This is a genomic window from Bacillus sp. C30 (genome assembly GCF_040838255.1).
Taxonomy (GTDB): domain Bacteria; phylum Bacillota; class Bacilli; order Bacillales; family Bacillaceae_G; genus Bacillus_A; species Bacillus_A mycoides.
On record NZ_JBFPJH010000008.1, the window covers coordinates 18,269 to 45,114 of the forward strand.

General features: G+C 37.6%; 28 protein-coding genes and 1 other annotated feature. Of the genes, 25 read left to right on the forward strand and 3 right to left on the reverse strand.

Annotated elements, in window-relative coordinates:
* Window positions 1-19: 19 nt before the first annotated feature.
* From sigE to pyrE, 23 genes are all read left to right on the forward strand, one after another.
* The gene (sigE, locus tag AB3X49_RS02075; protein WP_002128857.1) at window positions 20-739 is read left to right on the forward strand and encodes an RNA polymerase sporulation sigma factor SigE; all 720 of its coding nucleotides are present in this window, start codon (window positions 20-22) and stop codon (window positions 737-739) included.
* A gap of 157 nt (window positions 740-896) precedes the next feature.
* Entirely contained in the window at window positions 897-1,676 is a 780-nt protein-coding gene (gene sigG, locus AB3X49_RS02080; protein ID WP_002014725.1) for an RNA polymerase sporulation sigma factor SigG, read from the forward strand.
* A gap of 293 nt (window positions 1,677-1,969) precedes the next feature.
* On the forward strand, window positions 1,970-2,248 hold the full coding sequence (locus AB3X49_RS02085; RefSeq protein ID WP_012261605.1) for a YlmC/YmxH family sporulation protein: 279 nt from the start codon (window positions 1,970-1,972) through the stop codon (window positions 2,246-2,248).
* Between the two features lie 117 nt (window positions 2,249-2,365).
* Window positions 2,366-3,175: a peptidoglycan editing factor PgeF gene (gene pgeF, locus AB3X49_RS02090; protein WP_367960279.1), complete on the forward strand. Its 810-nt coding sequence runs from the start codon at window positions 2,366-2,368 to the stop codon at window positions 3,173-3,175.
* 5 nt (window positions 3,176-3,180) lie between these two features.
* A complete protein-coding gene (locus AB3X49_RS02095; RefSeq protein WP_002165149.1) occupies window positions 3,181-3,855 on the forward strand; it encodes a YggS family pyridoxal phosphate-dependent enzyme in 675 nt (224 codons plus the stop codon).
* Between the two features lie 19 nt (window positions 3,856-3,874).
* Window positions 3,875-4,345, forward strand: a complete 471-nt coding sequence (locus AB3X49_RS02100; protein ID WP_002014721.1) for a cell division protein SepF — start codon at window positions 3,875-3,877, stop codon at window positions 4,343-4,345.
* A gap of 6 nt (window positions 4,346-4,351) precedes the next feature.
* The gene (locus AB3X49_RS02105; RefSeq protein WP_002014720.1) at window positions 4,352-4,615 is read left to right on the forward strand and encodes a YggT family protein; all 264 of its coding nucleotides are present in this window, start codon (window positions 4,352-4,354) and stop codon (window positions 4,613-4,615) included.
* A 15-nt stretch (window positions 4,616-4,630) separates the two neighbouring features.
* Window positions 4,631-5,398, forward strand: coding sequence for a YlmH family RNA-binding protein (locus AB3X49_RS02110; protein WP_002033759.1), 768 nt, complete (start codon window positions 4,631-4,633; stop codon window positions 5,396-5,398).
* Between the two features lie 89 nt (window positions 5,399-5,487).
* On the forward strand, window positions 5,488-5,994 hold the full coding sequence (gene divIVA / locus AB3X49_RS02115) for a septum site-determining protein DivIVA (protein ID WP_001131609.1): 507 nt from the start codon (window positions 5,488-5,490) through the stop codon (window positions 5,992-5,994).
* A gap of 51 nt (window positions 5,995-6,045) precedes the next feature.
* Window positions 6,046-6,270, forward strand: a binding site (T-box leader).
* A 72-nt stretch (window positions 6,271-6,342) separates the two neighbouring features.
* Window positions 6,343-9,108, forward strand: coding sequence for an isoleucine--tRNA ligase (gene ileS2, locus AB3X49_RS02120; RefSeq protein WP_002128852.1), 2,766 nt, complete (start codon window positions 6,343-6,345; stop codon window positions 9,106-9,108).
* Window positions 9,109-9,266: 158 nt separating this feature from the next.
* The gene (locus AB3X49_RS02125) at window positions 9,267-9,596 is read left to right on the forward strand and encodes a TraR/DksA C4-type zinc finger protein (protein ID WP_002014715.1); all 330 of its coding nucleotides are present in this window, start codon (window positions 9,267-9,269) and stop codon (window positions 9,594-9,596) included.
* Window positions 9,597-9,721: 125 nt separating this feature from the next.
* Window positions 9,722-10,180, forward strand: a complete 459-nt coding sequence (gene lspA / locus AB3X49_RS02130) for a lipoprotein signal peptidase LspA (RefSeq protein ID WP_002128849.1) — start codon at window positions 9,722-9,724, stop codon at window positions 10,178-10,180.
* Between the two features lie 4 nt (window positions 10,181-10,184).
* On the forward strand, window positions 10,185-11,093 hold the full coding sequence (locus AB3X49_RS02135) for an RluA family pseudouridine synthase (RefSeq protein ID WP_002128848.1): 909 nt from the start codon (window positions 10,185-10,187) through the stop codon (window positions 11,091-11,093).
* Between the two features lie 204 nt (window positions 11,094-11,297).
* The gene (gene pyrR, locus AB3X49_RS02140) at window positions 11,298-11,840 is read left to right on the forward strand and encodes a bifunctional pyrimidine operon transcriptional regulator/uracil phosphoribosyltransferase (RefSeq protein ID WP_001156489.1); all 543 of its coding nucleotides are present in this window, start codon (window positions 11,298-11,300) and stop codon (window positions 11,838-11,840) included.
* A gap of 146 nt (window positions 11,841-11,986) precedes the next feature.
* Window positions 11,987-13,279, forward strand: coding sequence for a uracil permease (uraA, locus tag AB3X49_RS02145; RefSeq protein ID WP_002014712.1), 1,293 nt, complete (start codon window positions 11,987-11,989; stop codon window positions 13,277-13,279).
* Between the two features lie 147 nt (window positions 13,280-13,426).
* Complete coding sequence (gene pyrB, locus AB3X49_RS02150) at window positions 13,427-14,341, forward strand: aspartate carbamoyltransferase (protein WP_002128846.1); 915 nt, start codon at window positions 13,427-13,429, stop codon at window positions 14,339-14,341.
* A complete protein-coding gene (gene pyrC / locus AB3X49_RS02155) occupies window positions 14,325-15,611 on the forward strand; it encodes a dihydroorotase (protein ID WP_002088243.1) in 1,287 nt (428 codons plus the stop codon). Before pyrB ends, pyrC begins: the two co-directional genes overlap by 17 nt.
* The gene (locus AB3X49_RS02160; protein WP_002111416.1) at window positions 15,608-16,705 is read left to right on the forward strand and encodes a carbamoyl phosphate synthase small subunit; all 1,098 of its coding nucleotides are present in this window, start codon (window positions 15,608-15,610) and stop codon (window positions 16,703-16,705) included. The genes pyrC and AB3X49_RS02160 overlap by 4 nt, the downstream gene beginning before the upstream one ends.
* A complete protein-coding gene (gene carB, locus AB3X49_RS02165) occupies window positions 16,690-19,908 on the forward strand; it encodes a carbamoyl-phosphate synthase large subunit (RefSeq protein WP_367960285.1) in 3,219 nt (1,072 codons plus the stop codon). The genes AB3X49_RS02160 and carB overlap by 16 nt, the downstream gene beginning before the upstream one ends.
* Entirely contained in the window at window positions 19,905-20,684 is a 780-nt protein-coding gene (pyrK, locus tag AB3X49_RS02170) for a dihydroorotate oxidase B electron transfer subunit (protein ID WP_002088239.1), read from the forward strand. Before carB ends, pyrK begins: the two co-directional genes overlap by 4 nt.
* Window positions 20,681-21,610, forward strand: a complete 930-nt coding sequence (pyrD, locus tag AB3X49_RS02175) for a dihydroorotate oxidase B catalytic subunit (protein ID WP_002088238.1) — start codon at window positions 20,681-20,683, stop codon at window positions 21,608-21,610. Before pyrK ends, pyrD begins: the two co-directional genes overlap by 4 nt.
* Window positions 21,595-22,311, forward strand: a complete 717-nt coding sequence (gene pyrF, locus AB3X49_RS02180; RefSeq protein WP_367960288.1) for an orotidine-5'-phosphate decarboxylase — start codon at window positions 21,595-21,597, stop codon at window positions 22,309-22,311. The genes pyrD and pyrF overlap by 16 nt, the downstream gene beginning before the upstream one ends.
* A complete protein-coding gene (gene pyrE, locus AB3X49_RS02185; RefSeq protein WP_367960290.1) occupies window positions 22,308-22,940 on the forward strand; it encodes an orotate phosphoribosyltransferase in 633 nt (210 codons plus the stop codon). The genes pyrF and pyrE overlap by 4 nt, the downstream gene beginning before the upstream one ends.
* Before the next feature lie 116 nt (window positions 22,941-23,056).
* On the opposite strand, the gene AB3X49_RS02190 is transcribed toward pyrE, so the two are convergent.
* Window positions 23,057-23,311, reverse strand: coding sequence for a YbeF family protein (locus AB3X49_RS02190; RefSeq protein WP_002033769.1), 255 nt, complete (start codon window positions 23,309-23,311; stop codon window positions 23,057-23,059).
* A gap of 164 nt (window positions 23,312-23,475) precedes the next feature.
* Window positions 23,476-24,861 carry a hypothetical protein gene (locus AB3X49_RS02195; protein WP_367960292.1) on the reverse strand — a complete coding sequence of 462 codons (1,386 nt, stop codon included), beginning with the start codon at window positions 24,859-24,861 and terminating at the stop codon, window positions 23,476-23,478.
* A 166-nt stretch (window positions 24,862-25,027) separates the two neighbouring features.
* Between AB3X49_RS02195 and AB3X49_RS02200 the strand changes: the two genes are divergently transcribed.
* Both AB3X49_RS02200 and AB3X49_RS02205 read left to right on the forward strand, forming a co-directional pair.
* Window positions 25,028-25,393, forward strand: a complete 366-nt coding sequence (locus AB3X49_RS02200) for a YoqO family protein (protein ID WP_367960294.1) — start codon at window positions 25,028-25,030, stop codon at window positions 25,391-25,393.
* Window positions 25,394-25,408: 15 nt separating this feature from the next.
* On the forward strand, window positions 25,409-25,777 hold the full coding sequence (locus tag AB3X49_RS02205) for a YoqO family protein (RefSeq protein WP_060749564.1): 369 nt from the start codon (window positions 25,409-25,411) through the stop codon (window positions 25,775-25,777).
* 164 nt (window positions 25,778-25,941) lie between these two features.
* On the opposite strand, the gene AB3X49_RS02210 is transcribed toward AB3X49_RS02205, so the two are convergent.
* The coding region (locus tag AB3X49_RS02210; protein WP_367960296.1) for a M24 family metallopeptidase at window positions 25,942-26,846 on the reverse strand (905 nt) is incomplete at its 5' end.

The window sequence follows — 26,846 nt, forward strand, 5'->3', positions numbered from 1 at the left end:
TTATGAGAGGCGGGATAATATGGTGAAATTTAAATTTTATTTGGTATACCTTTGGTATAAAGTATTGCTGAAATTAGGAATTAAGACCGATGAAATTTATTATATTGGTGGAAGTGAAGCGTTGCCACCGCCGTTAACGAAAGAAGAAGAGGCAGTTCTTTTGAATAAATTACCAAATGGAGATCAAGCTGCGAGGTCGATGCTTATTGAACGTAACCTAAGGCTTGTTGTATATATAGCAAGAAAATTTGAAAATACAGGGATCAATATTGAGGATTTGATTAGTATAGGAACAATTGGTCTTATTAAGGCAGTGAATACATTTAATCCAGAAAAGAAAATTAAATTAGCAACATATGCATCTCGTTGTATAGAAAATGAAATTTTAATGCATTTGCGTCGAAATAATAAAAATCGTTCGGAAGTTTCTTTTGATGAACCGCTTAACATTGATTGGGACGGAAATGAACTGTTATTATCAGATGTTTTAGGTACAGATGATGACATTATTACAAAAGATTTAGAAGCTACTGTAGATCGTCATCTTTTAATGAAAGCATTGCATCAATTAAATGACCGTGAAAAACAAATTATGGAGCTTCGGTTTGGACTCGCTGGTGGCGAAGAGAAGACACAAAAAGATGTGGCTGATATGCTTGGAATTTCACAGTCTTATATTTCTCGCTTGGAAAAAAGGATTATAAAAAGATTACGAAAAGAATTTAATAAAATGGTGTGAAGAATAAGACCAGTCGGTATCTAGGCTGGTCTTATTCTTTTTTTGTGCATTAGGAAATATGATATTTGTGAAAAATGATGGAAAAACCGTATGCATAAAATCCCCTTCAAAGGAAATACTTTACACTGTACAGCAACTCCCGATAGGAGGGAACACTTTGACGAGAAACAAAGTAGAAATTTGCGGTGTTGATACAGCTAAACTTCCAGTACTAAAAAATGAAGAGATGCGTAAATTATTTCGTGAAATGCAAAGTGGAGAGATAAGCGCCAGAGAGAAATTAGTGAATGGAAACTTACGTCTTGTACTGAGCGTCATCCAAAGATTTAATAACAGAGGAGAATATGTTGATGATTTATTTCAAGTTGGTTGCATTGGACTTATGAAATCCATTGATAACTTTGATTTAGGCCAAAATGTAAAATTTTCAACGTATGCTGTGCCGATGATTATTGGGGAAATACGCAGATATTTGCGTGATAACAATCCAATTCGCGTATCTCGCTCATTACGAGATATTGCGTATAAAGCGTTGCAAGTAAGAGAAAAATTGATTGCTGAAAATTCAAAAGAACCAACAGCAATGGATATTGCGAAAGTTCTTGAAGTGACACATGAAGAGATTGTTTTTGCACTAGATGCGATTCAAGATCCGGTTTCATTATTTGAACCGATTTATAACGATGGAGGAGATCCTATCTTTGTTATGGATCAATTAAAGGATGAAAAACAAAAGGACGAGCAGTGGGTTGAAGAACTGGCGTTGAAAGAAGGAATGAAGCGTTTAAATGATCGTGAAAAAATGATTATTCGAAAACGTTTCTTTCAAGGAAAGACACAGATGGAAGTTGCCGAAGAAATTGGGATTTCTCAAGCGCAAGTATCGCGTTTGGAGAAGTCTGCTATTAAGCAAATGAATAAGACGATTCAAGGATAAGGTCCTCACCAGTTATGGTGAGGCCTTTTTTATATATAATATTTTGCGCTCATAGTAGATTGGGTAGGTTCATATAATGAAAATAAAATGGATGTTCTATTAGTAGCGGTTATATACTGTTTATCCGCTTCGAAATTAGGCTGAAGTAAAAAGTTAGATGGAAGCGGGACTGCCCGTAAAAGTCCGATTGGCATGGGTTAATAATCAGTAGGGATGGGGATAATCCCACTGATTAAGGTTTCACTTTATTTGAGAGCGTACTTACGATTCATGATATAAGGGAGAGGATGAATATGATACGGATTTCGGAGTTTCAAATGAAGGATGTTGTAAATGTTTCAGATGGAAAGAGGCTTGGGAATATTGGAGATATTGATATTGATATAGACACAGGAAAGATTAGGGCGGTTATTATTTCTAAGCAGGCACGAATGCTTGGACTCTTTGGGAAGGAAGTAGAATTTGTGATTCCTTGGGAGCAAATTATGAAAATTGGAGAAGATGTCATACTTGTAAAAGTAGATCATGTTAATTCTGTAACAGAATCAATACAAACACCGACAATTTCATAAAGAATATTACAAATTCCTCTTTTTTTTCTGTTGTCATTATGAAAAAATAAAAGTATGGTAAAATAGACAGGAAGTACCATACTTTTTTCTGTTATTTTAATTAAAAGGAGCCGCTTTATGAGAGAACCATTTAAATATGTGGACGGTATACTGTATATACAAGGGTGGAAAGAACTTGGAAACATTACTGCTGGATTTACGACAAAAGATGGTGGAGTAAGTACAGGCTCCTTTCATGCGATGAATTTAGGATTACATGTGAATGATATCGTGGAGAATGTTCATGAAAACAGACGCATTTTAGCGAATAAGTTACAAAAACCATTAGAAAAATGGATTTGCTCTGAACAAGTTCATGACCATCATGTTGAGAAAGTAGGACTGCAAGAAAAAGGGAAAGGCGTTTATTCATATGAAGATGGTATTCCAAAAACGGATGGCATTTATACGACTAACAAAGATGTTCTCTTAACATCTTGTTACGCTGATTGTGTTCCGCTCTATTTTTATGCACCATCACATGATATGATAGGACTTGCGCATGCTGGGTGGAAAGGGACTGTAACAGAGATTGCGAAAGAAATGATTCAAAAGTGGAATGCAGAAGGTGTTTCAAGTGATGAAATTCATGTCGCAATTGGTCCTGCAATCGGATCATGTTGTTATGTTGTTGATGATCGTGTATTAACAGCAGCACAGCAAGTAGTAAACGGATCTGTTCCTCATAAAGTAATTTCTGATGGTCAGTATGCAATTAATTTAAAAGAAGTTAATCGTATATTATGTGTACAAGCAGGCATAAAAGAAGAACATATTGTAATGTCATCTCTTTGTACAAGCTGTGAAGAACAATTATTTTTCTCTCATCGTCGTGAGCAAGGTAAGACGGGGAGAATGTTGAGTTTCATAGGTTTTAAGGAGGAGTGAAGCAAGTGACAGTGCAAGGGAATTTAGTCGATGTAAACGAAGCAATTAAAGAATCTTGCGTACGAGCTGGACGTTCGATGAAAGATATTAAGCTCGTTGCAGTTACAAAAACTGTAGGGATTGAAAAAACAAGCGAAGTAATTGAAACAGGAATTATTGATTTAGGTGAAAATAGAAATGAAGGTTTCTTACAAAAATACGAGCATTTCGGTTCAAAAGTGAATTGGCATTTTATTGGATCATTGCAAACGAGAAAAGTAAAAGAAATCATTAATGAGATTGATTATTTACATTCATTAGATCGTCTTTCGCTTGCAAAAGAAATTCAAAAACGTGCTGATAAGAAAGTTAAATGCTTTATTCAAGTGAAAACATCATCTGAAGAATCAAAGCAAGGATTGGCGATAGAAGAAACAATTTCTTTTATTCAAAGTTTGCAAGAATTGGATAAGATTGAAGTGGTAGGATTAATGACAATGGCTCCGTTTACAGGAGAAGAGGAAGAGATTCGTCGCTGCTTTAAGGAATTGCGCATGCTACAGACAGAGGTGCAGGAGCTAGAATTATTACATGCACCATGTAAAGAATTATCAATGGGAATGTCAAATGATTACACGATTGCAATTGAGGAAGGCGCTACATATATTCGTTTGGGAACGGTTTTAGTAGGAAAAGCGTAGGAGGAAGGAGAAAGTTATTATGAGTTGGTCAAAAGTAAAATACTTCTTTTTTGACACACCGGAAGAAAAAGAAGCAGCTCAATATAGTTATGAAAAGGAGCAAACAGACATGAAAAAGCAACAAGATCCCCCAGAACAACAAGATGTTCCGTTTGCGAAAGTGCAACCGAAGCAAAATGTAGTGAGTATTGAAACAGCGAAGCAATCTTCAAAAGTTGTTTTACTAGAACCACGTACATATTCGGAAGCGCAAGGCATTTCGGATCACTTAAAAGGTAGACGAGCTGTTGTAATTAATTTGCAAAGAATGTCTACAGATCAAGCTGTACGTATCGTTGACTTTTTAAGTGGTACTGTATACGCTATAGGCGGGGATATTCAAAAAATAGGCCCGAAAACATTTATGTGTACACCTGAAAATGTTGATATCGTTGGTGCGATTTCAGAGTTATTCGGTGAAGAAGAAGAGACAAATATAAAGAGGTGGTAATACGCCATGACAACAGTTTTAACAGTGTTACTTACTGCTATCGAGATTTATTCGTGGGCACTAATTATTTACATTCTCCTATCATGGTTTCCTGGCGCAAAGGAATCGGCTTTTGGAGATTTTCTTGCGCGTATTTGCGAACCGTATTTAGAGCCGTTTAGGAGGTTTATTCCACCATTTGGTATGATTGATATTTCTCCACTTGTTGCTATTGTTGCCTTGAAACTTGCTAGAGGTGGTTTAGTGAGTTTATTCAACTATTTTTTATAGTGTGAGGTTAAATACATGAGCATCTATGAGCATTTTAGACCTGATGAAGAGGTCTTTGTGGATAAAGTATTAGAGTGGAAACAGGCTGCTGAGTATCATCAAGTCAAGTTAACAGATTTTCTTGATCCAAGACAGCAACAAATTGTTTCTATGGTAATAGGGCAAGGAGATGTAGCTGTACGGTTTGATGGTGCGATGCCTGAAGCCGAACGGAAAAGAGCACTAATTTATCCAGATTATCTAGAATTAAATGAAGAGGAATTTCAAGTAGAAGTATTAGAAATTGACTATCCTTCCAAGTTTTTTACGCTAGAACATAGGCAAATATTAGGTGCATTCATGTCGCTTGGTTTAACAAGGGAAAAATGTGGTGATATTTTGCTTCAAGAAGATCGTGCCCAAATTGCAGTTGCCAAAGAAGTTGTATCGTATATTGAAATGAACTTACAATCAATAGGGAAAATGAAAGTCACACTCTCTCCTATACAAGTAGAGAAAATTTTGCGTGTAGGTGAAAAATGGGGAGAAAAATCTGGGACTGTTTCGTCACTTCGTCTAGATGTTTTATTAGCTGAAATGCTACATATATCTAGGCAGAAGGTACAGCCTCTTATAAAAGGTGGCTTAGTAAAAGTCAATTGGAAAACAGTAGAGCAAACTTCGTATGAATGTTTTCCGGGGGATGTTTTCTCGGTTAGAGGGTATGGACGAAGTAAATTATTTTCTGTAGAAGGTAAAACGAAGCGCGACAAATGGAGAGTTTTGTATGGTATACTAAAATGATTGGTTTTTTAGAAGGAAATTCTCTTATTTTGTCGAAGAAAAGATATAATTGAAAGAGGAAATTTAGATAACTACTTGGAGGTGGCGTTGTGCCGTTAACACCATTAGATATTCATAACAAAGAATTTGGTCGCGGGTTTCGTGGCTACGATGAAGATCAAGTAAATGAGTTTCTTGATCAAATCATCAAAGATTATGAATTAGTCATTCGTGAGAAAAAAGCTTTAGAAGAAAAGGTTGCACAATTAGAAGGAAAGTTAGATCATTTTTCTAATATTGAAGATACGCTGAACAAATCTATCATTGTCGCACAAGAAGCTGCTGAAGAAGTGAAGCGTAATGCACAAAAAGAAGCAAAATTAATTGTACGTGAAGCAGAAAAAAATGCAGATCGTATCATTAATGAAGCGTTAGTGAAATCAAGAAAAGTTGCTTTTGATATTGAAGAGTTGAAGAAACAAGCGAAAGTATTCCGAACTCGTTTCCGTATGTTATTAGAAACACAACTTGAAATGTTAAACAACGATGATTGGGATAAACTAATTGAATTAGAAGACGAAGTGGACGAACTGTTGAAAAAAGAAGAAACAGTGTAAGCTTGACGTTTTTCTCATTATTACATATAATTTTAAACAGCATATTTATTAAGAAAAACGAAGATAGGGATAAGTACCTTTTTCATACCTTATATAGCGAACTGAGGATGGTGTAAGCTCAGGATAAGGAGATAATGGGAATATCACCCTGGAGTTCCGCGCTGAACAAATTTAGTAAGCGTAGGCGTATATTCGCGTTAAGAATATAAAGAGGACCTTATGCATTTGTATATGGTCTACTAGGGTGGTACCGCGGGAGACTTTCTCGTCCCTTTTTGGGGATGAGAGGTCTCTTTTTTATTCCCTTTTTTAAGGTCTGTCGTTTATATATTTAAGGAGGAATTGAGCATGGAGTACAAAAATACATTACTAATGCCAAAAACAGAATTCCCGATGCGTGGGAATTTACCGAAACGTGAGCCTGCAATGCAAGAAAAATGGGCTGAAATGAATATTTATGAAAAGGTACAAGAACATACGAAAGGCCGTCCTTTATTTGTACTACATGATGGACCTCCATATGCAAATGGTGACATCCATATGGGACACGCACTAAATAAAGTGTTAAAAGACTTTATTGTTCGTTTTAAATCAATGACTGGATACTGTGCACCATATGTACCAGGTTGGGATACACACGGTTTACCAATTGAGCAAGCTTTAACAAATAAAGGTGTAAAGCGTAAAGAAATGACAGTTGCTGAGTTCCGTAAGTTATGTGCAGAGTATGCATATGAGCAAGTGGAACGTCAACGTGAACAATTTAAGCGTTTAGGTGTACGTGCAGATTGGGATAATCCATATATTACTTTAGAGCCAGCTTATGAAGCACAACAAATTAAAGTGTTTGGTGACATGGCGAAAAAAGGTTATATCTATAAAGGACAAAAACCAGTTTACTGGTCTCCAACGAGTGAATCAGCTTTAGCAGAAGCTGAAATTGAATATCAAGATAAAAAATCAGCATCTATTTACGTAGCATTCCCTGTAAAAGATGGAAAGAACGTATTAGAAGGTGATGAGAAATACATTATTTGGACAACAACGCCTTGGACGTTACCTGCAAACTTAGGTATTTCTGTTCACCCAGAACTTGAATATGCTATTGTGAAAGTAAATGATGAGAAATATATCATCGCTTCTGAACTATTTGAGACAGTTGCAAAAACGTTAGAGTGGGAAAATGCTGAAGTTGTGAAAACGGTAAAAGGTAGCGAACTTGAGTATACAGTTGCAAAACATCCATTCTACGATCGTGACTCATTAGTTATGCTAGGAGAGCACGTAACAACAGATGCAGGTACAGGTTGTGTTCATACAGCACCAGGACACGGGGAAGATGACTTCGTTGTTGGTAAAAAGTATGGCTTAGAAGTACTTTGCCCAGTTGATGATAAAGGTGTATTAACAAATGAAGCACCTGGATTTGAAGGCTTATTCTATGATAAAGCTAACAAGCCAATTACGGAAAAATTAGAAGAAGTAGGCGCGTTACTGAAACTAACATTCATTACGCATTCATACCCACATGATTGGAGAACGAAAAAACCAATTATTTTCCGTGCGACAGCGCAGTGGTTTGCATCTATTGAAGCGTTCCGTAAAGAATTATTAGAAGCTGTTGCGGAAACAAAATGGGTACCAGCATGGGGAGAAACTCGTCTTCATAATATGGTTCGTGACCGTGGTGACTGGTGTATTTCTCGTCAGCGTGCATGGGGTGTGCCAATTCCTGTATTCTATGCAGAAAATGGTGATCCAATTATTACAGATGAAACAATTAATCATGTAGCAGATTTATTCCGTGAGCACGGTTCTAACGTATGGTTCGAGCGTGAAGCGAAAGATTTATTACCAGAAGGATTTACACATACAGGTAGCCCAAATGGTGAATTTCGTAAAGAAACAGACATCATGGATGTATGGTTCGATTCAGGTTCTTCTCACCAAGCGGTATTAGAAGAGCGCGAAGACTTACAACGTCCAGCTGATTTATATTTAGAAGGATCTGACCAGTATCGTGGTTGGTTTAACTCTTCATTATCAACAGCAGTTGCTGTAACTGGTAAAGCTCCATATAAAGGCGTACTAAGCCATGGTTTCGTACTAGATGGTGAAGGACGTAAAATGAGTAAGTCGATTGGAAACATCGTCGTACCGAAGAAAATTATGGATCAATTAGGCGGAGACATTTTACGCTTATGGGTATCTTCTGTTGACTATCAATCTGATGTACGTATTTCAGATGATATTTTAAAACAAGTAGCAGAAGTGTATCGTAAAATCCGTAACACATTCCGTTTCTTATTAGGAAACTTAGATGATTTTAATCCAAGTGAAAATACAGTAGCGGTAGCTGAACTTCGTGAAGTAGATCGTTACATGTTAGTGAAGTTAAATGACTTAATTACAAAAGTAAAAGATGCATATGAAACATATGACTTTGCTGCTGTATATCATGCAATTCACAACTTCTGTACAATTGATCTAAGTTCATTCTACTTAGACTTTGCAAAAGACATTTTATACATTGAAGGTGCAGATCACGCGGATCGTCGTGCAATTCAAACTGTATTATATGATGTTCTTGTTGCATTAACGAAACTTGTAACGCCAATCTTACCTCATACAGCTGATGAAGTATGGCCATATGTTCCTGGTGCAGAAGAAGAAAGCGTACAGTTAACTAATATGCCAGAAGCTACAGAAGTAGAGGGTTCAGAAGCGTTAAGAGCAAAATGGGATGCATTTATGACATTACGTGATGACGTTTTAAAAGCGTTAGAAGTAGCTCGTAATGAGAAAGTAATTGGTAAGTCATTAAATGCGAGCATTACGCTATATCCGACTGCAGAAATGAAGGCTATGTTAGAGTCTATTAGCGAAGACTTAAAGCAATTATTCATCGTCTCTGAGTATAAACTTGGTGGTACAATTGAAGAAGCGCCAACAGAAGCACCAAAGTATGAGCATACAGCTGTAGTTGTAGCACAGGCGACAGGTGAGACGTGTGAACGTTGTTGGGTTGTTTCAGAAACAATTGGTAAAGATGCAGAACATGAAACATTATGTGAGCGTTGTGCAACGGTTGTTAAAGAAAATTATGTAAAATAATGAAAAAAAGCTGACTGCTCATAATAGCAGTCAGTTTTTTGTTGATGATATATCGAAATAACTTTCACTCTCTTTCCTATGAAGGAAAAATGTGTGTGAGGTAAGCGTGGAAATTTCGGACACACTAATTGTACATTGCAGCTGGGAGGAATGTACACGTGAATGAAATTTATATGGAAATAAAAGAAGAATTGCAATTGATGAGAAAAGAGTTGCAAGATAGATTGGCGAAAGAAGTAATGCACACATACTATATGGAATTTGGGCAAGAACTTGGATACGAAATAAAGGAAGAGACAAAGAAAAAATTGCTATTACATGATATAAAAGAGGATTTAAAAGATGTAGAACGTGCATTGTTTAAAATGGAAATAGATATGTACGGTATTTGTGAAGAAACTGGAAGAGCGATTTCTACAAAACAAATGAAAACAATGCCGACTGCTCGTACTATTCATGAATTTTTCTATGAAAAGGTAAATGTATGAAATACGCACAACGATATTATGTTACCTTTTTTTAATTTATTTTATTCTTCTACAAAGGTTCATTGTGAAAAGGTAGCAGCTATGCTAAAATTTTGAGGTACACTGTCTTTGTGGGGGAAATGAAAATGATATATTATGTAATAGCGTTATTTGTCATTGCCATCGATCAAATATCGAAGTGGCTAATTGTAAAGAACATGGAATTGGGTACGAGCATTCCGATTATCGATAATGTATTATACATAACATCTCATCGAAATAGAGGAGCTGCCTGGGGTATTTTAGAAAATAAAATGTGGTTTTTCTACATTATTACAGTCATTTTCGTAGCATTTATCGTATTTTATATGAAAAAATATGCGAAAACGGACAAGCTTCTAGGTATTTCATTAGGTCTAATTTTAGGCGGAGCAATTGGCAATTTTATTGATCGTGTATTTAGACAAGAAGTAGTGGATTTCATTCACGTGTATATTTTCTCGTACAACTATCCGGTATTCAATATAGCTGACTCAGCATTATGTATTGGAGTTGTATTAATTATTATTCAAACAGTATTAGAAGGAAAGAAAGCGAAGGAGTAATTGAATGAGTGAAGTAGTACAAGTAACAGTTGCAGAAGAACAAAAAAGCGAGCGAATTGATAAATTCGTTGCAGAAATAAACAGTGAATGGTCACGTTCACAAGTGCAGCAATGGATTAAAGATGCTGTTGTGACAGTAAATGGGAAATCAGTTAAAGGGAATTATAAAGTAAAAGGAAATGATGAAATTACAGTAACAATTCCCGAGCCAGAAGAGTTAGATATTCAACCGGAAGATATGAATTTAGAAGTTTATTATGAAGATGCCGATGTACTAGTTGTAAATAAGCCGCGTGGCATGGTAGTACATCCAGCACCAGGGCATACGAAGGGTACGCTTGTAAACGGACTTATGCATCATTGTACAGACCTATCAGGTATTAACGGTGTAATGCGTCCTGGTATAGTACACCGTATTGATAAGGATACATCTGGATTATTAATGGTTGCTAAAAATGATATGGCGCATGAATCACTTGTAAATCAACTTGTAGCAAAAACGGTAACAAGACGTTATAAAGCGATTGTACATGGTGTAATTCCACATGATAAAGGAATAATTGACGCTCCAATTGGTCGTGATAAAAAAGAACGTCAAAGTATGACTGTTGATGAAAATGGTAAGAATGCAGTTACACATTTCCAAGTGTTAGAGCGATTTAAGGATTTCACACTTGTAGAATGCCGCTTAGAAACGGGACGTACACACCAAATTCGTGTTCATATGAAATATATTGGTTATCCACTTGCAGGAGATCCAAAGTATGGTCCGAAGAAAACGTTAGATATGAATGGACAAGCACTTCATGCAGGGATTTTAGGTTTTGATCACCCTCGTACTGGTGAATATATTGAGTTTGAGGCACCGATTCCAGAAGTGTTTGAAGAAGCGCTAAATGTTTTACGGAAATAGTATTGACAAATCATAAGAAAACTGAGATACTGACAACAGTTAAATAATGATCCTTTAACACAGCCCCGTGAGGTTGAGAAGGTAACGGTTTGAAATACTTAGGGTATGTTGTACCCTTTTTTCAAAAGTCCTCTCGCACACGCTGAGAGGACTTTTTTTATACCATTACTCTCACGCAAGAAAAAAAGCTTGGAGGTGTAGAGCATGCAAGAGAAAGCTGTCGTTTTAGATGACCAAATGATTCGCCGCGCTTTAACACGAATTAGTCATGAAATCGTGGAACGAAATAAAGGTGTCGATAATTGTGTTCTTGTCGGAATAAAAACACGTGGAATTTTTATTGCACAACGTTTGGCAGAACGAATTGGTCAAATTGAAGGAAAAGAGATGGAAGTAGGAGAGTTAGATATTACGTTATATCGTGATGATTTAACACTACAATCGAAACATAAAGAACCACTTGTAAAAGGTTCTGATATTCCTGTAGATATTACGAAGAAAAAAGTTATCCTTGTGGATGATGTGTTATATACAGGTAGAACAGTTCGAGCAGCAATGGATGCTCTTATGGATTTAGGTAGACCATCACAAATCCAATTGGCTGTTCTTGTTGATAGAGGTCATCGTGAATTACCAATTCGCGCTGATTATGTAGGAAAGAACATTCCAACATCTAGTGAAGAGCGTATCGAAGTTGATTTGCAAGAGACAGATCAACAAGATCGAGTAAGCATATACGATAAGTAAAGCCCTTTTAAATGTAGTCCTGTGAGGCTGCCAAAGGGTCTTGGCTTTCATATGTCAAATTTGGCATACGAAAGTGTAGGACTCTTTGTGCACAGGCACAAAGAGTTTTTTTATTGCAAAAATTAAAACTGAAGGAGGATGTAACAATGGAGCAAAAGCCAGTGTTAGACATTCATGAAGTACCGAAACCGGGAAAATGGTTATTATTAAGTATACAACATTTGTTCGCGATGTTTGGATCAACAGTGCTTGTTCCGTTTTTAACAGGACTGAATCCATCAGTAGCTTTAATATCAAGTGGATTAGGAACGCTAGCGTTTCTTCTAATAACGAAAGGTCAAGTACCAGCATATTTAGGATCATCATTCGCCTTTATTGCACCAATTATTACAGCGAAAACAGCAGGTGGACCTGGAGCAGCGATGCTTGGAGGAATGCTTGCGGGACTTGTTTACATCTTAATCTCACTCGGAATTAAGAAATCTGGGTCAGAATGGATTATGAAATTACTTCCGCCAATCGTAGTTGGGCCAGTCGTAATGGTAATCGGTTTATCTTTAGCACATACAGCAGTGAACATGGCGATGAACGGTGCGGATGGTAAGTATAGCATTACACACTTTTCAGTAGCATTAGTAACATTAGCAATTACAATCATTTGCTCCATATTCGGGAGAGGATTTTTCAGTATCATACCAGTGCTACTTGGAATCATCGGCGGGTATATATTCGCTTACTTCCAAGGGCTAGTAGATTTAAAGCCAGTAGCTGAGGCAAAATGGTTTGTCATACCAGACTTCACAGTACCGTTTGTAACATATACTCCGGAGTTTTCATGGAAAATTGTACTCTTAATGGTGCCAGTTGCACTTGTAACAATTTCAGAACATATCGGACATCAAATTGTACTTGGAAATGTTATTAAAAGAGATTTAATTGAAAAACCAGGTTTACATCGTTCAATCTTCGGTGATGGGATAGCAACATTGATCGCATCACTAATAGGAGGACCACCGAATACAACGTACGGTGAAAACATCGGTGTGCTAGCAATTACGAGAGCATACAGTGTATACTTATTCATCGGTTCAGCAGTGTTCGCAATCATGTTTGGATTTATCGGGAAGATTTCAGCACTGATTCATTCGATTCCAACACCAGTTATGGGTGGTGTATCAATCTTACTCTTCGGTGTAATCGCATCAAGTGGTTTACGTATGATGGTAGACGATAAAACAGACTTAGGTGACAAACGAAACTTAATGATTGCATCAGTTATACTAGTAATCGGTATTGGCGGAGCGGTACTGCACGTAGGTGAATCGTTCCAAGTAGAAGGAATGGCGCTAGCAGCAATTGTAGGTGTACTATTAAATCTACTACTACCAGAGACAAAACAAACAAATAAAACAAAACAATCTAAGCAGATTGCTTCATAAAAATAACCTTTTAATTCAGTCCTGTGAGATAGAAAAGGGTGGCTACTTTAACGCACCCTAGTCTCAAAGACTAGGGTATTTTTATACAGTTATTGTTATATAAATTCAATGGTGTTATCATAAAAAACAGAAAGATGAGGGATGACGATGAGCCATTTGTTAACGATGAGTGAATTATCGGAACAAGAAATTTCAGAAATCCTAAAAGACGCAGAAGATTTCGCGAATGGAAAAGAGAGAAAAACGACAGAGCAAACATTTGTTGCGAACTTGTTCTTTGAGAATAGTACGAGGACGAGATTTAGCTTTGAAGTTGCTGAGAAGAGATTAGGACTTGAAGTATTAGACTTTTCCGCAGATGCATCTAGCGTACAAAAAGGAGAAACTTTATACGATACGATAAGAACACTAGAATCAATCGGAACAAAAGCGGTAGTCATCCGCCATGAGCAAGATCGTTACTTCGATGAATTAAAAGATCAGGTGAATATCCCAATCTTGAACGCTGGAGATGGATGTGGAAATCATCCAACGCAATGTCTACTCGATCTTCTAACAATTAAACAAGAGTTTGGAAGATTTGAAGGTTTGAAGATTGCAATAGTTGGGGATGTTCGTCATAGCCGAGTAGCACGTTCTAATGCAGAAGCATTAACGAAACTGGGCGCGACAATTTACTTTGCAAGCCCAGAAGAGTGGAAAGATGAAGAGAACACATTTGGAACGTACAAGAGTTTAGATGAACTTGTTCCAGAAGTGGATGTGATGATGTTACTTCGTGTACAACATGAGCGTCATGACCATTATGAAACAGACATTATGAAAGAGTATCACGAGCAACATGGGTTAACAGTTGAAAGAGAAAAACGTATGAAAGAAGGAAGCATTATTATGCATCCAGCCCCTGTAAACCGTGATGTTGAAATTGCGAGTGAACTTGTCGAGTGTGAACGCTCACGCATATTCAAGCAAATGGAAAACGGGGTCTACGTAAGAATGGCTGTACTAAAACGCGCATTACCAAATGTATTAGGAGGAATGAAACATGAATTATTTGTTTAAAAATGGTCGTTATATGAATGCAGAAGGAACAATCGTAGCAACAGATCTTCTCGTACAAGACGGTAAAATTGCGAAGGTAGCAGAAAATATTACGGCAGATAATGCTGAAGTAATCGATGTAAATGGAAAGTTAATCGCACCTGGATTAGTAGATGTACACGTTCATCTTCGTGAACCAGGTGGTGAACATAAAGAAACAATTGAAACAGGAACACTTGCAGCAGCAAAAGGTGGATTTACTACAATTTGCGCAATGCCAAACACACGCCCAGTACCAGATTGTAAAGAACATATGGAAGACCTGCAAAAGCGTATTAAAGAAAAAGCACATGTAAATGTATTACCATATGGAGCAATTACAGTACGTCAAGCAGGTTCTGAAATGACCGATTTTGAAACGTTAAAAGAACTTGGAGCGTTTGCTTTCACTGATGATGGCGTAGGCGTGCAAGATGCAAGCATGATGTTAGCTGCAATGAAGCGTGCATCGAAATTAAATATGGCAGTTGTTGCACACTGTGAAGAGAACACACTTATTAATAAAGGATGTGTACATGAAGGGAAGTTTTCTGAGAAACACGGATTAAACGGTATCCCATCAGTATGTGAATCCGTACATATTGCCCGGGACATCTTACTTGCGGAAGCTGCAAATTGTCACTACCACGTATGTCACGTAAGTACAAAAGGATCTGTACGTGTAATCCGTGACGCGAAACGTGCTGGAATTAAGGTGACAGCAGAAGTAACACCGCATCACTTAGTATTATGTGAAGATGATATCCCATCGGCTGATCCTAACTTTAAAATGAATCCACCGCTTCGAGGAAAAGAAGATCATGCAGCGTTAATTGAAGGACTATTAGATGGAACAATTGATATGATCGCAACTGACCATGCACCGCATACTGCAGAAGAGAAAGCGCAAGGGATTGAAAGAGCACCGTTCGGAATTACTGGTTTTGAAACAGCATTCCCGCTTTTATATACAAACCTTGTGAAAAAAGGAATCATTACATTAGAGCAACTGATTCAATTCTTAACAGAAAAACCGGCTGACACATTCGGTTTAGAAGCAGGGCGCCTAACAGAAGGTAGAACAGCTGATATTACAATTATCGATTTAGAACAAGAAGAAGAAATTGATCCAACAACATTCTTATCAAAAGGAAAAAACACACCATTCGCAGGTTGGAAATGCCAAGGTTGGCCGGTTATGACAATCGTTGGTGGTAAGATCGCATGGCAAAAGGAGAGTGCATTAGTATGAAAAGACAACTTATCTTAGAAGATGGAACAGTATTAATTGGAAAAGGTTTCGGAGGAGAAATAGAAAAGTCAGGTGAGGTTGTATTTACAACTGGGATGACTGGATATCAAGAAACTTTATCTGATCCATCATACTGCGGTCAAATCGTAACATTCACGTATCCATTAATCGGAAACTACGGCATTAACCGTGATGATTTTGAATCAATTCACCCATCTGTAAATGGTTTAATCGTAAACGAAATTTGTGATCATCCATCAAACTTCCGTAATGAAATTTCGTTAAATGATTACTTGAAAGAAAGAAATATCCCAGGATTAGCAGGAATTGATACGAGAAAATTAACAAGAAAAATTCGTCAGTATGGAACTTTACGCGGACGTCTTTGCAATATGGATGTGGATGTAGAGGACATCGTTAGCCAATTGAAAGCAACTGTCTTTACAGATCATGTGAAACGCGTATCAACAAAAGATCCATATCCAAGTCCAGGCCGTGGACACCGAGTTGTACTTGTAGACTTCGGAATGAAACATGGTATTTTACGAGAATTAAATAAGCGTGATTGTGATGTAATTGTTGTACCTTACAATACAACAGCAGAAGAAATTCTACGCCTTAGCCCAGATGGAATTATGTTAAGTAATGGACCTGGGGACCCAAAAGATGTACCAGAAGCAATTGAAATGTTAAAAGAAATTATTGGTAAAGTTCCTTTATTCGGGATTTGCCTAGGACATCAATTGTTCGCCCTGGCATCTGGTGCGAATACAAGTAAGTTAAAATTCGGTCACCGTGGTTTAAATCATCCAGTAAAAAATCTTGCAACTGGAAAAGTAGCAATTACATCTCAAAACCATGGTTACGCAGTAGAAGAAGAATCAGTTGGAAATACAGAACTGGAAATTACACATGTTGCTTTAAATGATGGAACAGTAGAAGGTCTTCGTCATACGAAGTTCCCGGCATTTACAGTGCAATACCATCCAGAAGCTTCTGCAGGACCAGAAGATGCAAATGATTTATTCGAAGATTTCTTAGCAATGATTGAAAACTTCAAGAAAGAAGGGGAAGAGTTATGCCAAAACGCCTAGACATTAACACAATTTTAGTAATCGGATCAGGACCAATTGTAATTGGGCAAGCAGCAGAGTTTGATTACTCTGGTACACAAGCTTGTCAATCTCTTAGAGAAGAAGGTTACAAAGTAATCCTTGTTAACTCTAACCCAGCAACAATTATGACAGATACTGCAACAGCAGATAAAGTATATATAGAACCATTAACATTAGAATTCGTAAGCCGTATCATTCGTAAAGAACGTCCAGATGCACTCCTACCAACATTAGGTGGTCAAACAGGCCTAAACATGGCTGTTGAACTTGCGAAATCAGGCATACTTGAAGAGTGCGGAGTTGAAATTTTAGGAACAAAATTATCAGCAATCGAGCAAGCCGAGGATCGTGATTTATTCCGTACATTAATGCAGGAATTAAATGAACCAATTCCATCTAGCACGATTATTCATACGCTGGAAGAAGCACATGAATTTGTAAAAGAAATTGGTTATCCAGTTATTGTTCGCCCAGCATTTACAATGGGGGGAACAGGTGGCGGAATCTGTAATAATGAAGAAGAACTAATTGAAATCGTATCAGGTGGATTAAAACATAGTCCAGTAACACAATGTTTATTAGAAAAGAGTATTGCCGGTTGTAAGGAAATTGAATATGAAGTAATGCGTGATTCGAATGATAACGCGATTGTAGTATGTAACATGGAAAATATCGATCCGGTTGGGGTTCACACAGGTGATTCTATCGTTGTAGCACCGAGCCAAACATTAAGTGACCGTGAGTATCAAATGTTACGAAACACTTCATTAAGAATTATTCGTGCATTAGGAATTGAAGGTGGATGTAACGTTCAGCTTGCACTTGATCCACATAGCTTCCAATACTATGTAATCGAAGTAAACCCGCGTGTGAGTCGTTCGTCTGCACTAGCATCTAAAGCAACTGGATATCCAATTGCGAAGCTAGCGGCGAAAATTGCAGTCGGTTTAACATTAGATGAAATTATAAACCCAGTAACACAAAAAACATACGCTTGCTTCGAGCCAGCATTAGACTATGTTGTTTCAAAAATTCCACGTTGGCCATTTGATAAGTTTGAATCAGCAAACAGAACACTTGGTACACAAATGAAGGCAACTGGTGAAGTTATGTCAATCGGACGTAACTTAGAACAATCATTATTAAAAGCGATTCGTTCTTTAGAGCTTGGCGTTTATCACCTAGAGTTAGACCACTTAAAAGAGCTTGATAAAGAAACGATGAAAAAGCGTATTATAAAAGCTGATGACGAGCGTCTGTTCGTTGTAGCAGAAGCAATCCGTCAAGGTGTAACGAAAGAAGAAATCAACGAATGGTGTGAAATGGACTTCTTCTTCTTACAAAAAGTTGAAAATATCGTAAACATGGAACGCGAAGTAAAAGCGAATGTAGGAAATATGGAAGTGTTACAATCTGCGAAAGAAATGGGCTTCAGTGACCATTACATCGCCAATGCTTGGAACAAAACAGAGCGTGAAATTTACGATATGCGTAAAGAAAGCAATATGACTCCTGTTTATAAGATGGTAGATACTTGTGCGGCAGAGTTTGAATCTGCAACACCATACTACTACAGCACATATGGTGACGAGAATGAATCGATTGTAACAGATCGTAAGAGTGTAGTTGTACTAGGATCTGGTCCAATCCGTATTGGTCAAGGTGTTGAGTTTGATTATGCAACAGTTCACTCTGTAGGGGCAATAAAAGAAGCTGGATATGAGGCAATCATTGTTAATAACAACCCAGAAACAGTTTCAACAGACTTCAGTATTTCTGACAAATTATACTTTGAACCATTAACAATCGAAGATGTAATGCACATTATCGATTTAGAAAAGCCAGAAGGTGTTATCGTCCAATTCGGCGGACAAACGGCAATTAACTTAGCGGCTAAATTAGAAGCACACGGTGTGAAAATCTTAGGAACATCACTTGAAGATTTAGACCGTGCAGAAGATCGTGATAAGTTTGAAGCAGCTTTAACAAAGCTTGGTATCCCGCAACCAGTTGGTAAAACAGCAACGACTGTAGAGCAAGCAGTAGCGATCGCTGACAAAATTGGTTACCCAGTATTAGTAAGACCATCTTACGTACTAGGTGGACGTGCGATGGAAATCGTATATCGTCAAGAAGAATTACTGCACTACATGAAAAATGCGGTTAAAGTTCACGCAGATCACCCAGTATTAATCGACCGTTATATGGTTGGTAAAGAAATTGAAGTAGATGCAATTTCAGACGGTGAGAATGTATTCATTCCAGGTATTATGGAACATATCGAACGCGCTGGAGTTCACTCTGGGGATTCAATTGGAGTATATCCACCACAGAGCTTATCTGAAAAACTAAAAGAACAAATTATTGAACATACAATTGGGCTTGGAAAAGGTTTAAACATTGTTGGATTACTAAACATTCAGTTTGTAGTATTCAAAGATGAAGTGTATGTAATTGAAGTAAATCCACGTGCGAGCCGTACAGTACCATTCTTAAGTAAAATTACAGGCGTACCGATGGCAAATATCGCAACGAAAGTTATTTTAGGTCAAAACCTTGTAGAACAAGGATATGGAACGGGCTATCACCCAGAAGAGAAGGAAGTGTATGTAAAAGCACCGGTATTCTCATTTGCGAAACTACGCTCAGTTGATACAACATTAGGGCCTGAAATGAAATCAACAGGGGAAGTAATGGGTAAAGATTTAACGCTTGAAAAAGCATTATATAAAGGACTTGTTGCTTCAGGAATTAACATTCCAACGCACGGATCAGTAATCATCACTGTAGCGGATAAAGATAAAGAAGAAGCGCTGGAAATTGCAAAACGCTTCCATGAAATCGGCTATAACTTATTAGCAACAGCAGGAACAGCACAATCGCTAACAGAACAAAACATTCCGGTGCAAGTTGTAAACAAAATTGATTCTGAAGACTACAACTTACTTGATATTATCCGTCAAGGGAAAGCGCAGTTTGTAATCAATACATTAACAAAAGGAAAACAACCAGCGCGTGATGGTTTCCGCATTCGCCGTGAATCAGTAGAAAATGGTGTGGCTTGCTTAACATCACTTGATACAACGAGAGCAATCTTGAGAGTATTAGAATCTATGACATTCTCAGCTCATTCAATGAAAGAAATTACGCAAACGAAGCGTCACGAGGTGGTACATGCATGATGCAAAAGCAAAATATGATCGTCGTTAACCAAAAAGAAATCGCAAAAAACATTTACGAATTAGTGCTTCAAGGGGATTTAGTGCAGCAAATGAACGATCCAGGACAGTTTGTACACATTAAGGTAGCAGAGGGCATTACGCCCCTTCTGCGCCGCCCAATTAGTATTTGTAATGTCGATCAAGACAAGAACGAATTTACAATGCTATATCGTGCGGAAGGACAAGGGACAAAAACATTAGCGAAAAGAAAACAAGGTGAACTTGTAGATGTGTTAGGACCACTTGGTCATGGATTTCCTGTAGAAGAAGCGGAATCTGGACAAACGGCTCTATTAGTTGGTGGGGGAATTGGTGTACCACCACTATATGAATTGTCACAGCGTCTTGTAGCAAAAGGAGTACGCGTTATTCACATCTTAGGTTTCCAAACGAAAGATGTTGTCTTCTATGAAGAGAAATTCGCAGAACTTGGTGATACGTATGTTGCAACAGTTGATGGTACACATGGTACAAAAGGGTTTGTAACAGATGTAATCGATAGCTATGGAATTGACTTTGACATTCTCTACTCATGTGGACCTTTAGCGATGCTTCGTGCATTAGAAGGACGCTATAAGGAGAGAAAAGCCTACATTTCATTAGAAGAACGTATGGGCTGTGGTATCGGAGCATGTTTCGCATGTGTATGCCATTTGCAAGCAGATCCGAGTGGACATTCTTACAAGAAGGTGTGTAGCGACGGACCAGTATTTCCAATCGGGGAGGTTGTACTATGAACAGATTGCAAGTTGAATTACCAGGGTTATCATTAAAAAATCCAATCATCCCAGCATCTGGTTGCTTCGGATTTGGTCGTGAGTATGCACAGTTCTATGATTTAAGTGTACTTGGATCAATTATGATTAAAGCGACAACAGAACAACCTCGTTATGGAAACCCAACGCCTCGTGTTGCTGAAACACCAGGCGGAATGCTAAATGCAATCGGGCTTCAAAATCCTGGATTAGAAAAGGTAATGAATTCTGAATTACCTTTTCTCGAGCAATTTGATCTTCCGATTATTGCAAACGTTGCGGGTTCACAAGCTGAGGATTACGTAGCGGTTGCGAAGGCGATTTCAAAGGCACCTAATGTTCATGCGCTAGAATTAAATATTTCTTGTCCAAACGTAAAAACGGGTGGTATCGCTTTTGGTACAAATCCTGAAATTGCTGCTGATTTAACGAAGCGAGTAAAAGAGGTTTCTGAAGTACCGGTATATGTGAAATTGTCACCGAACGTGGCAAACATTGTGGAAATTGCAAAAGCAATTGAAAATGCGGGTGCGGACGGTTTAACGATGATTAATACATTGCTTGGTATGCGTCTAGATTTAAAAACTGCAAAACCAATTTTAGCAAACCGTACGGGCGGACTATCAGGGCCTGCGATTAAGCCAGTAGCAATTCGTATGGTACATGAAGTAAGTCAAGCTGTTAACATTCCGATCATCGGAATGGGTGGTATTGAAACAGCAGAAGATGTAATTGAATTCTTCTATGCTGGCGCAAGCGCGGTTGCAGTTGGAACGGCGAACTTTATCGATCCGTTCGTATGTCCGACAATTATTGAAGAATTACCAGCATTACTAGATGAATTAGGATTTGATCATATTTCGGAATGTCAAGGAAGGAGCTGGAAGCAAACATGTCACAGTCGTTAATCGTTGCACTAGATTTTCCAGGGAAACAAGAGGTAGAACAATTCTTACACCACTTTGAAGGGGAAGAGTTATTTGTCAAAGTTGGTATGGAGTTGTTTTACAAAGAAGGTCCTGCAATTATTACGTACTTAAAAGAAAAAGGACATAAAATCTTCCTAGATTTAAAACTTCATGATATTCCGAATACGGTAAAAAACGCTATGCGTAGCCTAGCTAGTCTAGATGTAGATATGGTAAATGTTCATGCTGCTGGGGGAAGCAGCATGATGAAAGCTGCGATTGAGGGATTAGAGGAAGGTAAGCAAGAAGGAAAAGAGAGACCGATTTGTATTGCCGTTACACAATTAACAAGCACTTCGGAAGCTATGATGAAAAAAGAGATTGGCATTGAGAAAACGTTAGAAGAAGCGGTTGCTCATTATGCAAAATTAACGAAAGAAAGTGGACTTGATGGAGTTGTTTGTTCAACACTTGAAGTACCAAAATTACGTGAAGTATGCGGAAATGAATTTGTAACAGTAACACCGGGGATTCGTCTTGCAAGCGATGATGTAAATGACCAAGTGCGCGTAGCAACACCGAAACGTGCGAGGGAACTTGGTTCAAGCTACATCGTAGTAGGACGTAGTATTACAAAAGCAGAAAATCCGCTTGAAGCGTATAAAACAGTAAAACAACAGTGGGAAGGTGTAACAGTATGAAAAAAGAAATCGCATCGCATTTATTAGAAATTGGAGCAGTATTTTTACAACCGAATGACCCATTTACTTGGTCTTCTGGTATAAAATCACCAATTTATTGTGATAATCGTTTAACTTTATCTTATCCAAAAGTACGCCAAGCGATTGCAGCTGGATTAGAAGAGTTAATTAAAGAGCACTTCCCAACTGTAGAAGTTATTGCAGGAACAGCAACTGCTGGTATTGCGCACGCTGCATGGGTAAGCGATCGTATGGATTTACCAATGTGCTACGTGCGTAGTAAAGCAAAAGGTCACGGTAAAGGGAACCAAATCGAAGGAAAAGCTGAAAAAGGTCAAAAAGTAGTAGTAGTAGAAGACTTAATTTCAACTGGCGGTAGTGCAATTACATGTATAGAAGCACTTCGCGAAGCTGGCTGTGAAGTATTAGGAATCGTATCAATCTTCACATACGAGCTTGAGTCAGGAAAAGAGAAACTAGAAGCAGTAAACGTAGCATCATATTCTTTAAGTGATTACAGTGCATTAACTGAAGTTGCAGCAGAAAAAGGTATGATCGGACAAGCTGAAACGAAAAAATTACAAGAGTGGCGTAAAAATCCAGCTAATGAAGCTTGGATCACAGCGTAACACGAAAAAAGACGACCGCGGGGGAACGCGGTCGTCTTTTTTATATCATTGCTAAAATTTTATGTAAAGTTCCATCGATATCAAAGAAAATCATATTACAATCTCCTCACTAATAACTACTTATTGTTTTCTGCAACTTCATATCCTCTCACAAACAATAGAGTCATATAAGAAATAATAAATGAGAAGATACTATACATACCGACCCAAAAGAAAAACTTTGGAGGGAAGGCGATAGCACCTACTATTAAAAAACTAGCAAACGTTACAATTGGCATTACATAGTACGTTCTCGTTCTACGTGTTCCAATAACAGAAACGATAAAGATAAGTAATGGACAAATTAATAAGACAAAAATCAATTCATTCATAGTTATGTCCCCTTTTCTAATTGAAGTAATCTGTTTCTCGTAAACGTTTTGAAATAAATACTCTCTTAATATAATTTCGCTACGTAATAAATAAACCCTTTTGAAGGTTAGTATGTTTCAATATTTAACCTAAAAAGGCGTAAGCAAGTATTATCTTGCTTACGTTACAGGATAAACATCGCAACGATCGTGGTGACGATTAAGCCAATCACAACTGGTAAAAAGTTTCGGCGCGCAAGTTCAAACGGATCTACTTTGCATATGGCAGCGGCAGGAATAAGCGCCCAAGGAATTAAAGTGCCACCGCCGGTCCAGATTGCTGCAATTTGCCCGAGTGCTGTTAATGTAGCGGTTCCATGCCCAAGTGCTGTTCCGAAAAGGTTTGCAATCGAACCAGCAAGTGATATACCGGAAAAACCAGATCCATCTAAGCCTGTTATGACACCAACGATAGTTAATGTTCCTGCCGATACATATTGATTTAAAGGTACAGTTTGGGATAAGGCGATTCCTAAGTCGTTAATGATTCCATGTGAACCTTTCGGTAAATAGTCTCCGATAATTTTTATAAAGCCGCTATCTCCTAAATAAAAGAGTGCAGCAATTGGGATAACTGGACCAAAGATTTTAAATCCAAATTGGAGCCCTTCTATAAAATAATCGGTCGTTTTATTCAGTCCATTACCTTTGTAGGCGATGAGAGAAATGAGGATAATCATAATAACAGTCGTCCCGCCGATAAGTGCAGTTGCATCGCTTCCTTGTAGTTTAAATTGAATCATGCAAAGAATATCTATGGCATATACGATCGGAATACAAATAGCGAGCCATTTTTTTGTCTGAGGAGATAATGAAGTGAGCGTTTTAGAAGACTCAGTTGATGGAATAGATTCTTGTATAGATAAGCCTGTATGAAATTCTTTTCGTAAGAAGAAAAATGCGACGGAAGTTGTCACAATACCCATAACAATAACGAGGGGAACACTGGCTGAAACAACGCTGGAAACAGGAAGACCAGCAGCGTCTGCAGTTAATTTCGGTGCACCTTGAATTACGAAGTCACCAGATAAGGCGATGCCGTGTCCGAATAAGTTCATAGCAATGGCAACACCAATTGGCGGAAGGCCGACGCGTACAGCGACTGGTAATAAAATGGCCCCCATTAAGGCGACAGCTGGAGAAGGCCAAAAGAAAAAGGAAATTGTCATCATTAAAAGACCGATAATCCAGTAGGCATGTGCAGGTGTACGAATCATCTTTGTAAATGGTGAAATCATCGTATCATTTATGCCGGTATGAACGAGTAGATTGCTCATTGATACGATAATGGAGATGATTAATATAGTTGGTAATAGTTCGGTAATGGCGTAAATGAAACTTTGAAAGATACCACTAATGGCAAGAGGGATAGAACTTGTAGCGGTTAATGCTAATAAAAAGATAAAAACGATACAAATGATCGTCGTATCTTTTCTAAAAATAAAAAAGGTAATAATAGTGAGTAAACAAAGAATATAGAGAGCATGTAAAAGCGTTAATTCAACTCCCATAACATTCACATCCTTTAGGCGTTCGTGTAGTTCATTGTATGAAAGCGGTGAAGGTATGTGAGTATAGGAAAAAGAAAAAAGTGAAATTTCATGTATCGTAATGGTAAGGAGTAGAAATGGATGTTGAAATACAATTAATCCTAAAAATGGAATTAAAGGAGGGCTTATGCGCAAAGAAATTGGATTTTGGGGATTTATCATACCTTGTAGTCTATTAATCATTTTAAATCTGCTTACAAACAATGAATGGATAAGTATCATACCTGTTCTCGGGTTTGTTTTTATACTGTTATATCGTTGGGATGACATGAAACAACATGGTAAGAAAAGTATTGGAATTATGATAGGTATCATTGTTGTTTGTTCATTTGTCGTAGGGGTTATTTTAATAGAGGGCCAAAAGCAAATGGAGAAAATATCTATTTTTCAAGATTGGATGTCTTCTGCGAAAGGTCTTTATCTTGTAATTGTAGTCGTTATTTTTCTAAGAGTCATGATAAGAATAGCAAGTTACATATTAAAGGAGAAGTAGAATGGGGGAGTACGAATGAGAGAGAAAATAGGGTATTATGGTGTGCTCGGTTGTTTAATATTATCAGTTATTTCGGGGCAATTTCTTAAAAGTGAATGGGTACCAGTAATATTATGTATAGGAGTATTGATTTTTGCTCCTATGTATCGCTGGGATGAATGGAAAGCATATAGTCGAAAAAAGAAAATTGTTTTCAGCATCGAGTTTGTCATTATAATTAGCACGATTCCGTTTTTGTTATTGAAAGGAAATGAGATAATAGATGGAATTGTAATGTTTCAAGGGTGGTTATTTATTGCGAAATTGCTATATTTAATATGCATTTTAATATCGGTAGCGGTAGTCGCTAAAAAAGTAAACGAAAAGTTATTCGTTAATGAATAAAAGAAAATGCCACCTTATTCGGTGGCATTTTCTTACTTTACTGAATGAGCTTTTTGCATCTTTTTAATTAAACGAATTTGTCCGCGATGGTTGATCTCATCTTCAAATACGTGAAACCACTTAAAGTAGTTATGAAAAAACTCCTGTTAAAAAGTTCATGATTTTTAACAGGGAATGACAATTAGTTCCCGATTTGCCTTTGTAATAACCTCATAGCCTTCTTTTGTGATGACAATATCATCTTCAATTCTACACCCGCCCCAGTTTGGTATATAAATACCTGGTTCAACTGTAACAACCATACCTTCTTCTAAAGTAGCCTTACTTTCTTGGGATAGACGGAGAGGTTCATGAATTTCTAACCCAAGCCCATGACCAGTAGAGTGGCCGAAATATTGACCGTATCCATGTTCTGTAATGTAATCTCTCGTTATATCATCGATACTTTTCGCAGTTTCTCCAGGTTTAATGGCTGCAGTTCCACGCTTTAATGCTTCTAATACAACATTATATATTTCTTTGAATTCTTCCGATGGTTCGCCAATCGCTACAGTACGTGTTAAATCGGAACAATACCCGTTATAAAGTGCACCGAAATCTAAGGTAACGATATCGCCGTGCTCGATTATTTTATTTGATGCAACTCCATGAGGAAGTGAAGAACGAACGCCAGAAGCTACAATAATTTGAAATGATGAGGATGTAGCCCCTTTCTTTCGCATGAAAAATTCTAATTCATCTCGGACATCAGTCTCACTTATTCCTGGCTTTAGAAACGTAAGGATGTGGTGAAATGATTCGTCAGCAATATTAGCCGCAATTTTCATTGTTTCTATTTCAGGTGTGTCTTTAATAATGCGAATATCTTCGATGATTTCACACACTTGCACCATTTCCGCATGTATGTATTTTTGTAAGTTTTTATATTGTTGTAATGTCATGTTATTTTCTTCAATTCCAAGTTTTTGAATGTTTAATTTCGATACTTGATTTGCGATTTCTTTTTCTAGATTTCCTTTATGCATAATAATTTTAGCTTCTTTTATTTGTGATTTCGCTTGATCTACAT

Bases quoted from the DNA above. Each gene is read 5' to 3' on its own strand.
- sigE (WP_002128857.1), top strand. From the start codon at position 20: ATGGTGAAATTTAAATTTTATTTGGTATACCTTTGGTATAAAGTATTG.
- AB3X49_RS02085 (WP_012261605.1), top strand. From the start codon at position 1,970: ATGATACGGATTTCGGAGTTTCAAATGAAGGATGTTGTAAATGTTTCA.
- pgeF (WP_367960279.1), top strand. From the start codon at position 2,366: ATGAGAGAACCATTTAAATATGTGGACGGTATACTGTATATACAAGGG.
- AB3X49_RS02100 (WP_002014721.1), top strand. From the start codon at position 3,875: ATGAGTTGGTCAAAAGTAAAATACTTCTTTTTTGACACACCGGAAGAA.
- AB3X49_RS02105 (WP_002014720.1), top strand. From the start codon at position 4,352: ATGACAACAGTTTTAACAGTGTTACTTACTGCTATCGAGATTTATTCG.
- AB3X49_RS02110 (WP_002033759.1), top strand. From the start codon at position 4,631: ATGAGCATCTATGAGCATTTTAGACCTGATGAAGAGGTCTTTGTGGAT.
- ileS2 (WP_002128852.1), top strand. From the start codon at position 6,343: ATGGAGTACAAAAATACATTACTAATGCCAAAAACAGAATTCCCGATG.
- lspA (WP_002128849.1), top strand. From the start codon at position 9,722: ATGATATATTATGTAATAGCGTTATTTGTCATTGCCATCGATCAAATA.
- AB3X49_RS02135 (WP_002128848.1), top strand. From the start codon at position 10,185: ATGAGTGAAGTAGTACAAGTAACAGTTGCAGAAGAACAAAAAAGCGAG.
- pyrR (WP_001156489.1), top strand. From the start codon at position 11,298: ATGCAAGAGAAAGCTGTCGTTTTAGATGACCAAATGATTCGCCGCGCT.
- uraA (WP_002014712.1), top strand. From the start codon at position 11,987: ATGGAGCAAAAGCCAGTGTTAGACATTCATGAAGTACCGAAACCGGGA.
- pyrB (WP_002128846.1), top strand. From the start codon at position 13,427: ATGAGCCATTTGTTAACGATGAGTGAATTATCGGAACAAGAAATTTCA.
- pyrC (WP_002088243.1), top strand. From the start codon at position 14,325: ATGAATTATTTGTTTAAAAATGGTCGTTATATGAATGCAGAAGGAACA.
- AB3X49_RS02160 (WP_002111416.1), top strand. From the start codon at position 15,608: ATGAAAAGACAACTTATCTTAGAAGATGGAACAGTATTAATTGGAAAA.
- carB (WP_367960285.1), top strand. From the start codon at position 16,690: ATGCCAAAACGCCTAGACATTAACACAATTTTAGTAATCGGATCAGGA.
- pyrK (WP_002088239.1), top strand. From the start codon at position 19,905: ATGATGCAAAAGCAAAATATGATCGTCGTTAACCAAAAAGAAATCGCA.
- pyrD (WP_002088238.1), top strand. From the start codon at position 20,681: ATGAACAGATTGCAAGTTGAATTACCAGGGTTATCATTAAAAAATCCA.
- pyrF (WP_367960288.1), top strand. From the start codon at position 21,595: ATGTCACAGTCGTTAATCGTTGCACTAGATTTTCCAGGGAAACAAGAG.
- pyrE (WP_367960290.1), top strand. From the start codon at position 22,308: ATGAAAAAAGAAATCGCATCGCATTTATTAGAAATTGGAGCAGTATTT.
- AB3X49_RS02190 (WP_002033769.1), bottom strand. From the start codon at position 23,311: ATGAATGAATTGATTTTTGTCTTATTAATTTGTCCATTACTTATCTTT.
- AB3X49_RS02195 (WP_367960292.1), bottom strand. From the start codon at position 24,861: ATGGGAGTTGAATTAACGCTTTTACATGCTCTCTATATTCTTTGTTTA.
- AB3X49_RS02200 (WP_367960294.1), top strand. From the start codon at position 25,028: ATGCGCAAAGAAATTGGATTTTGGGGATTTATCATACCTTGTAGTCTA.
- AB3X49_RS02205 (WP_060749564.1), top strand. From the start codon at position 25,409: ATGAGAGAGAAAATAGGGTATTATGGTGTGCTCGGTTGTTTAATATTA.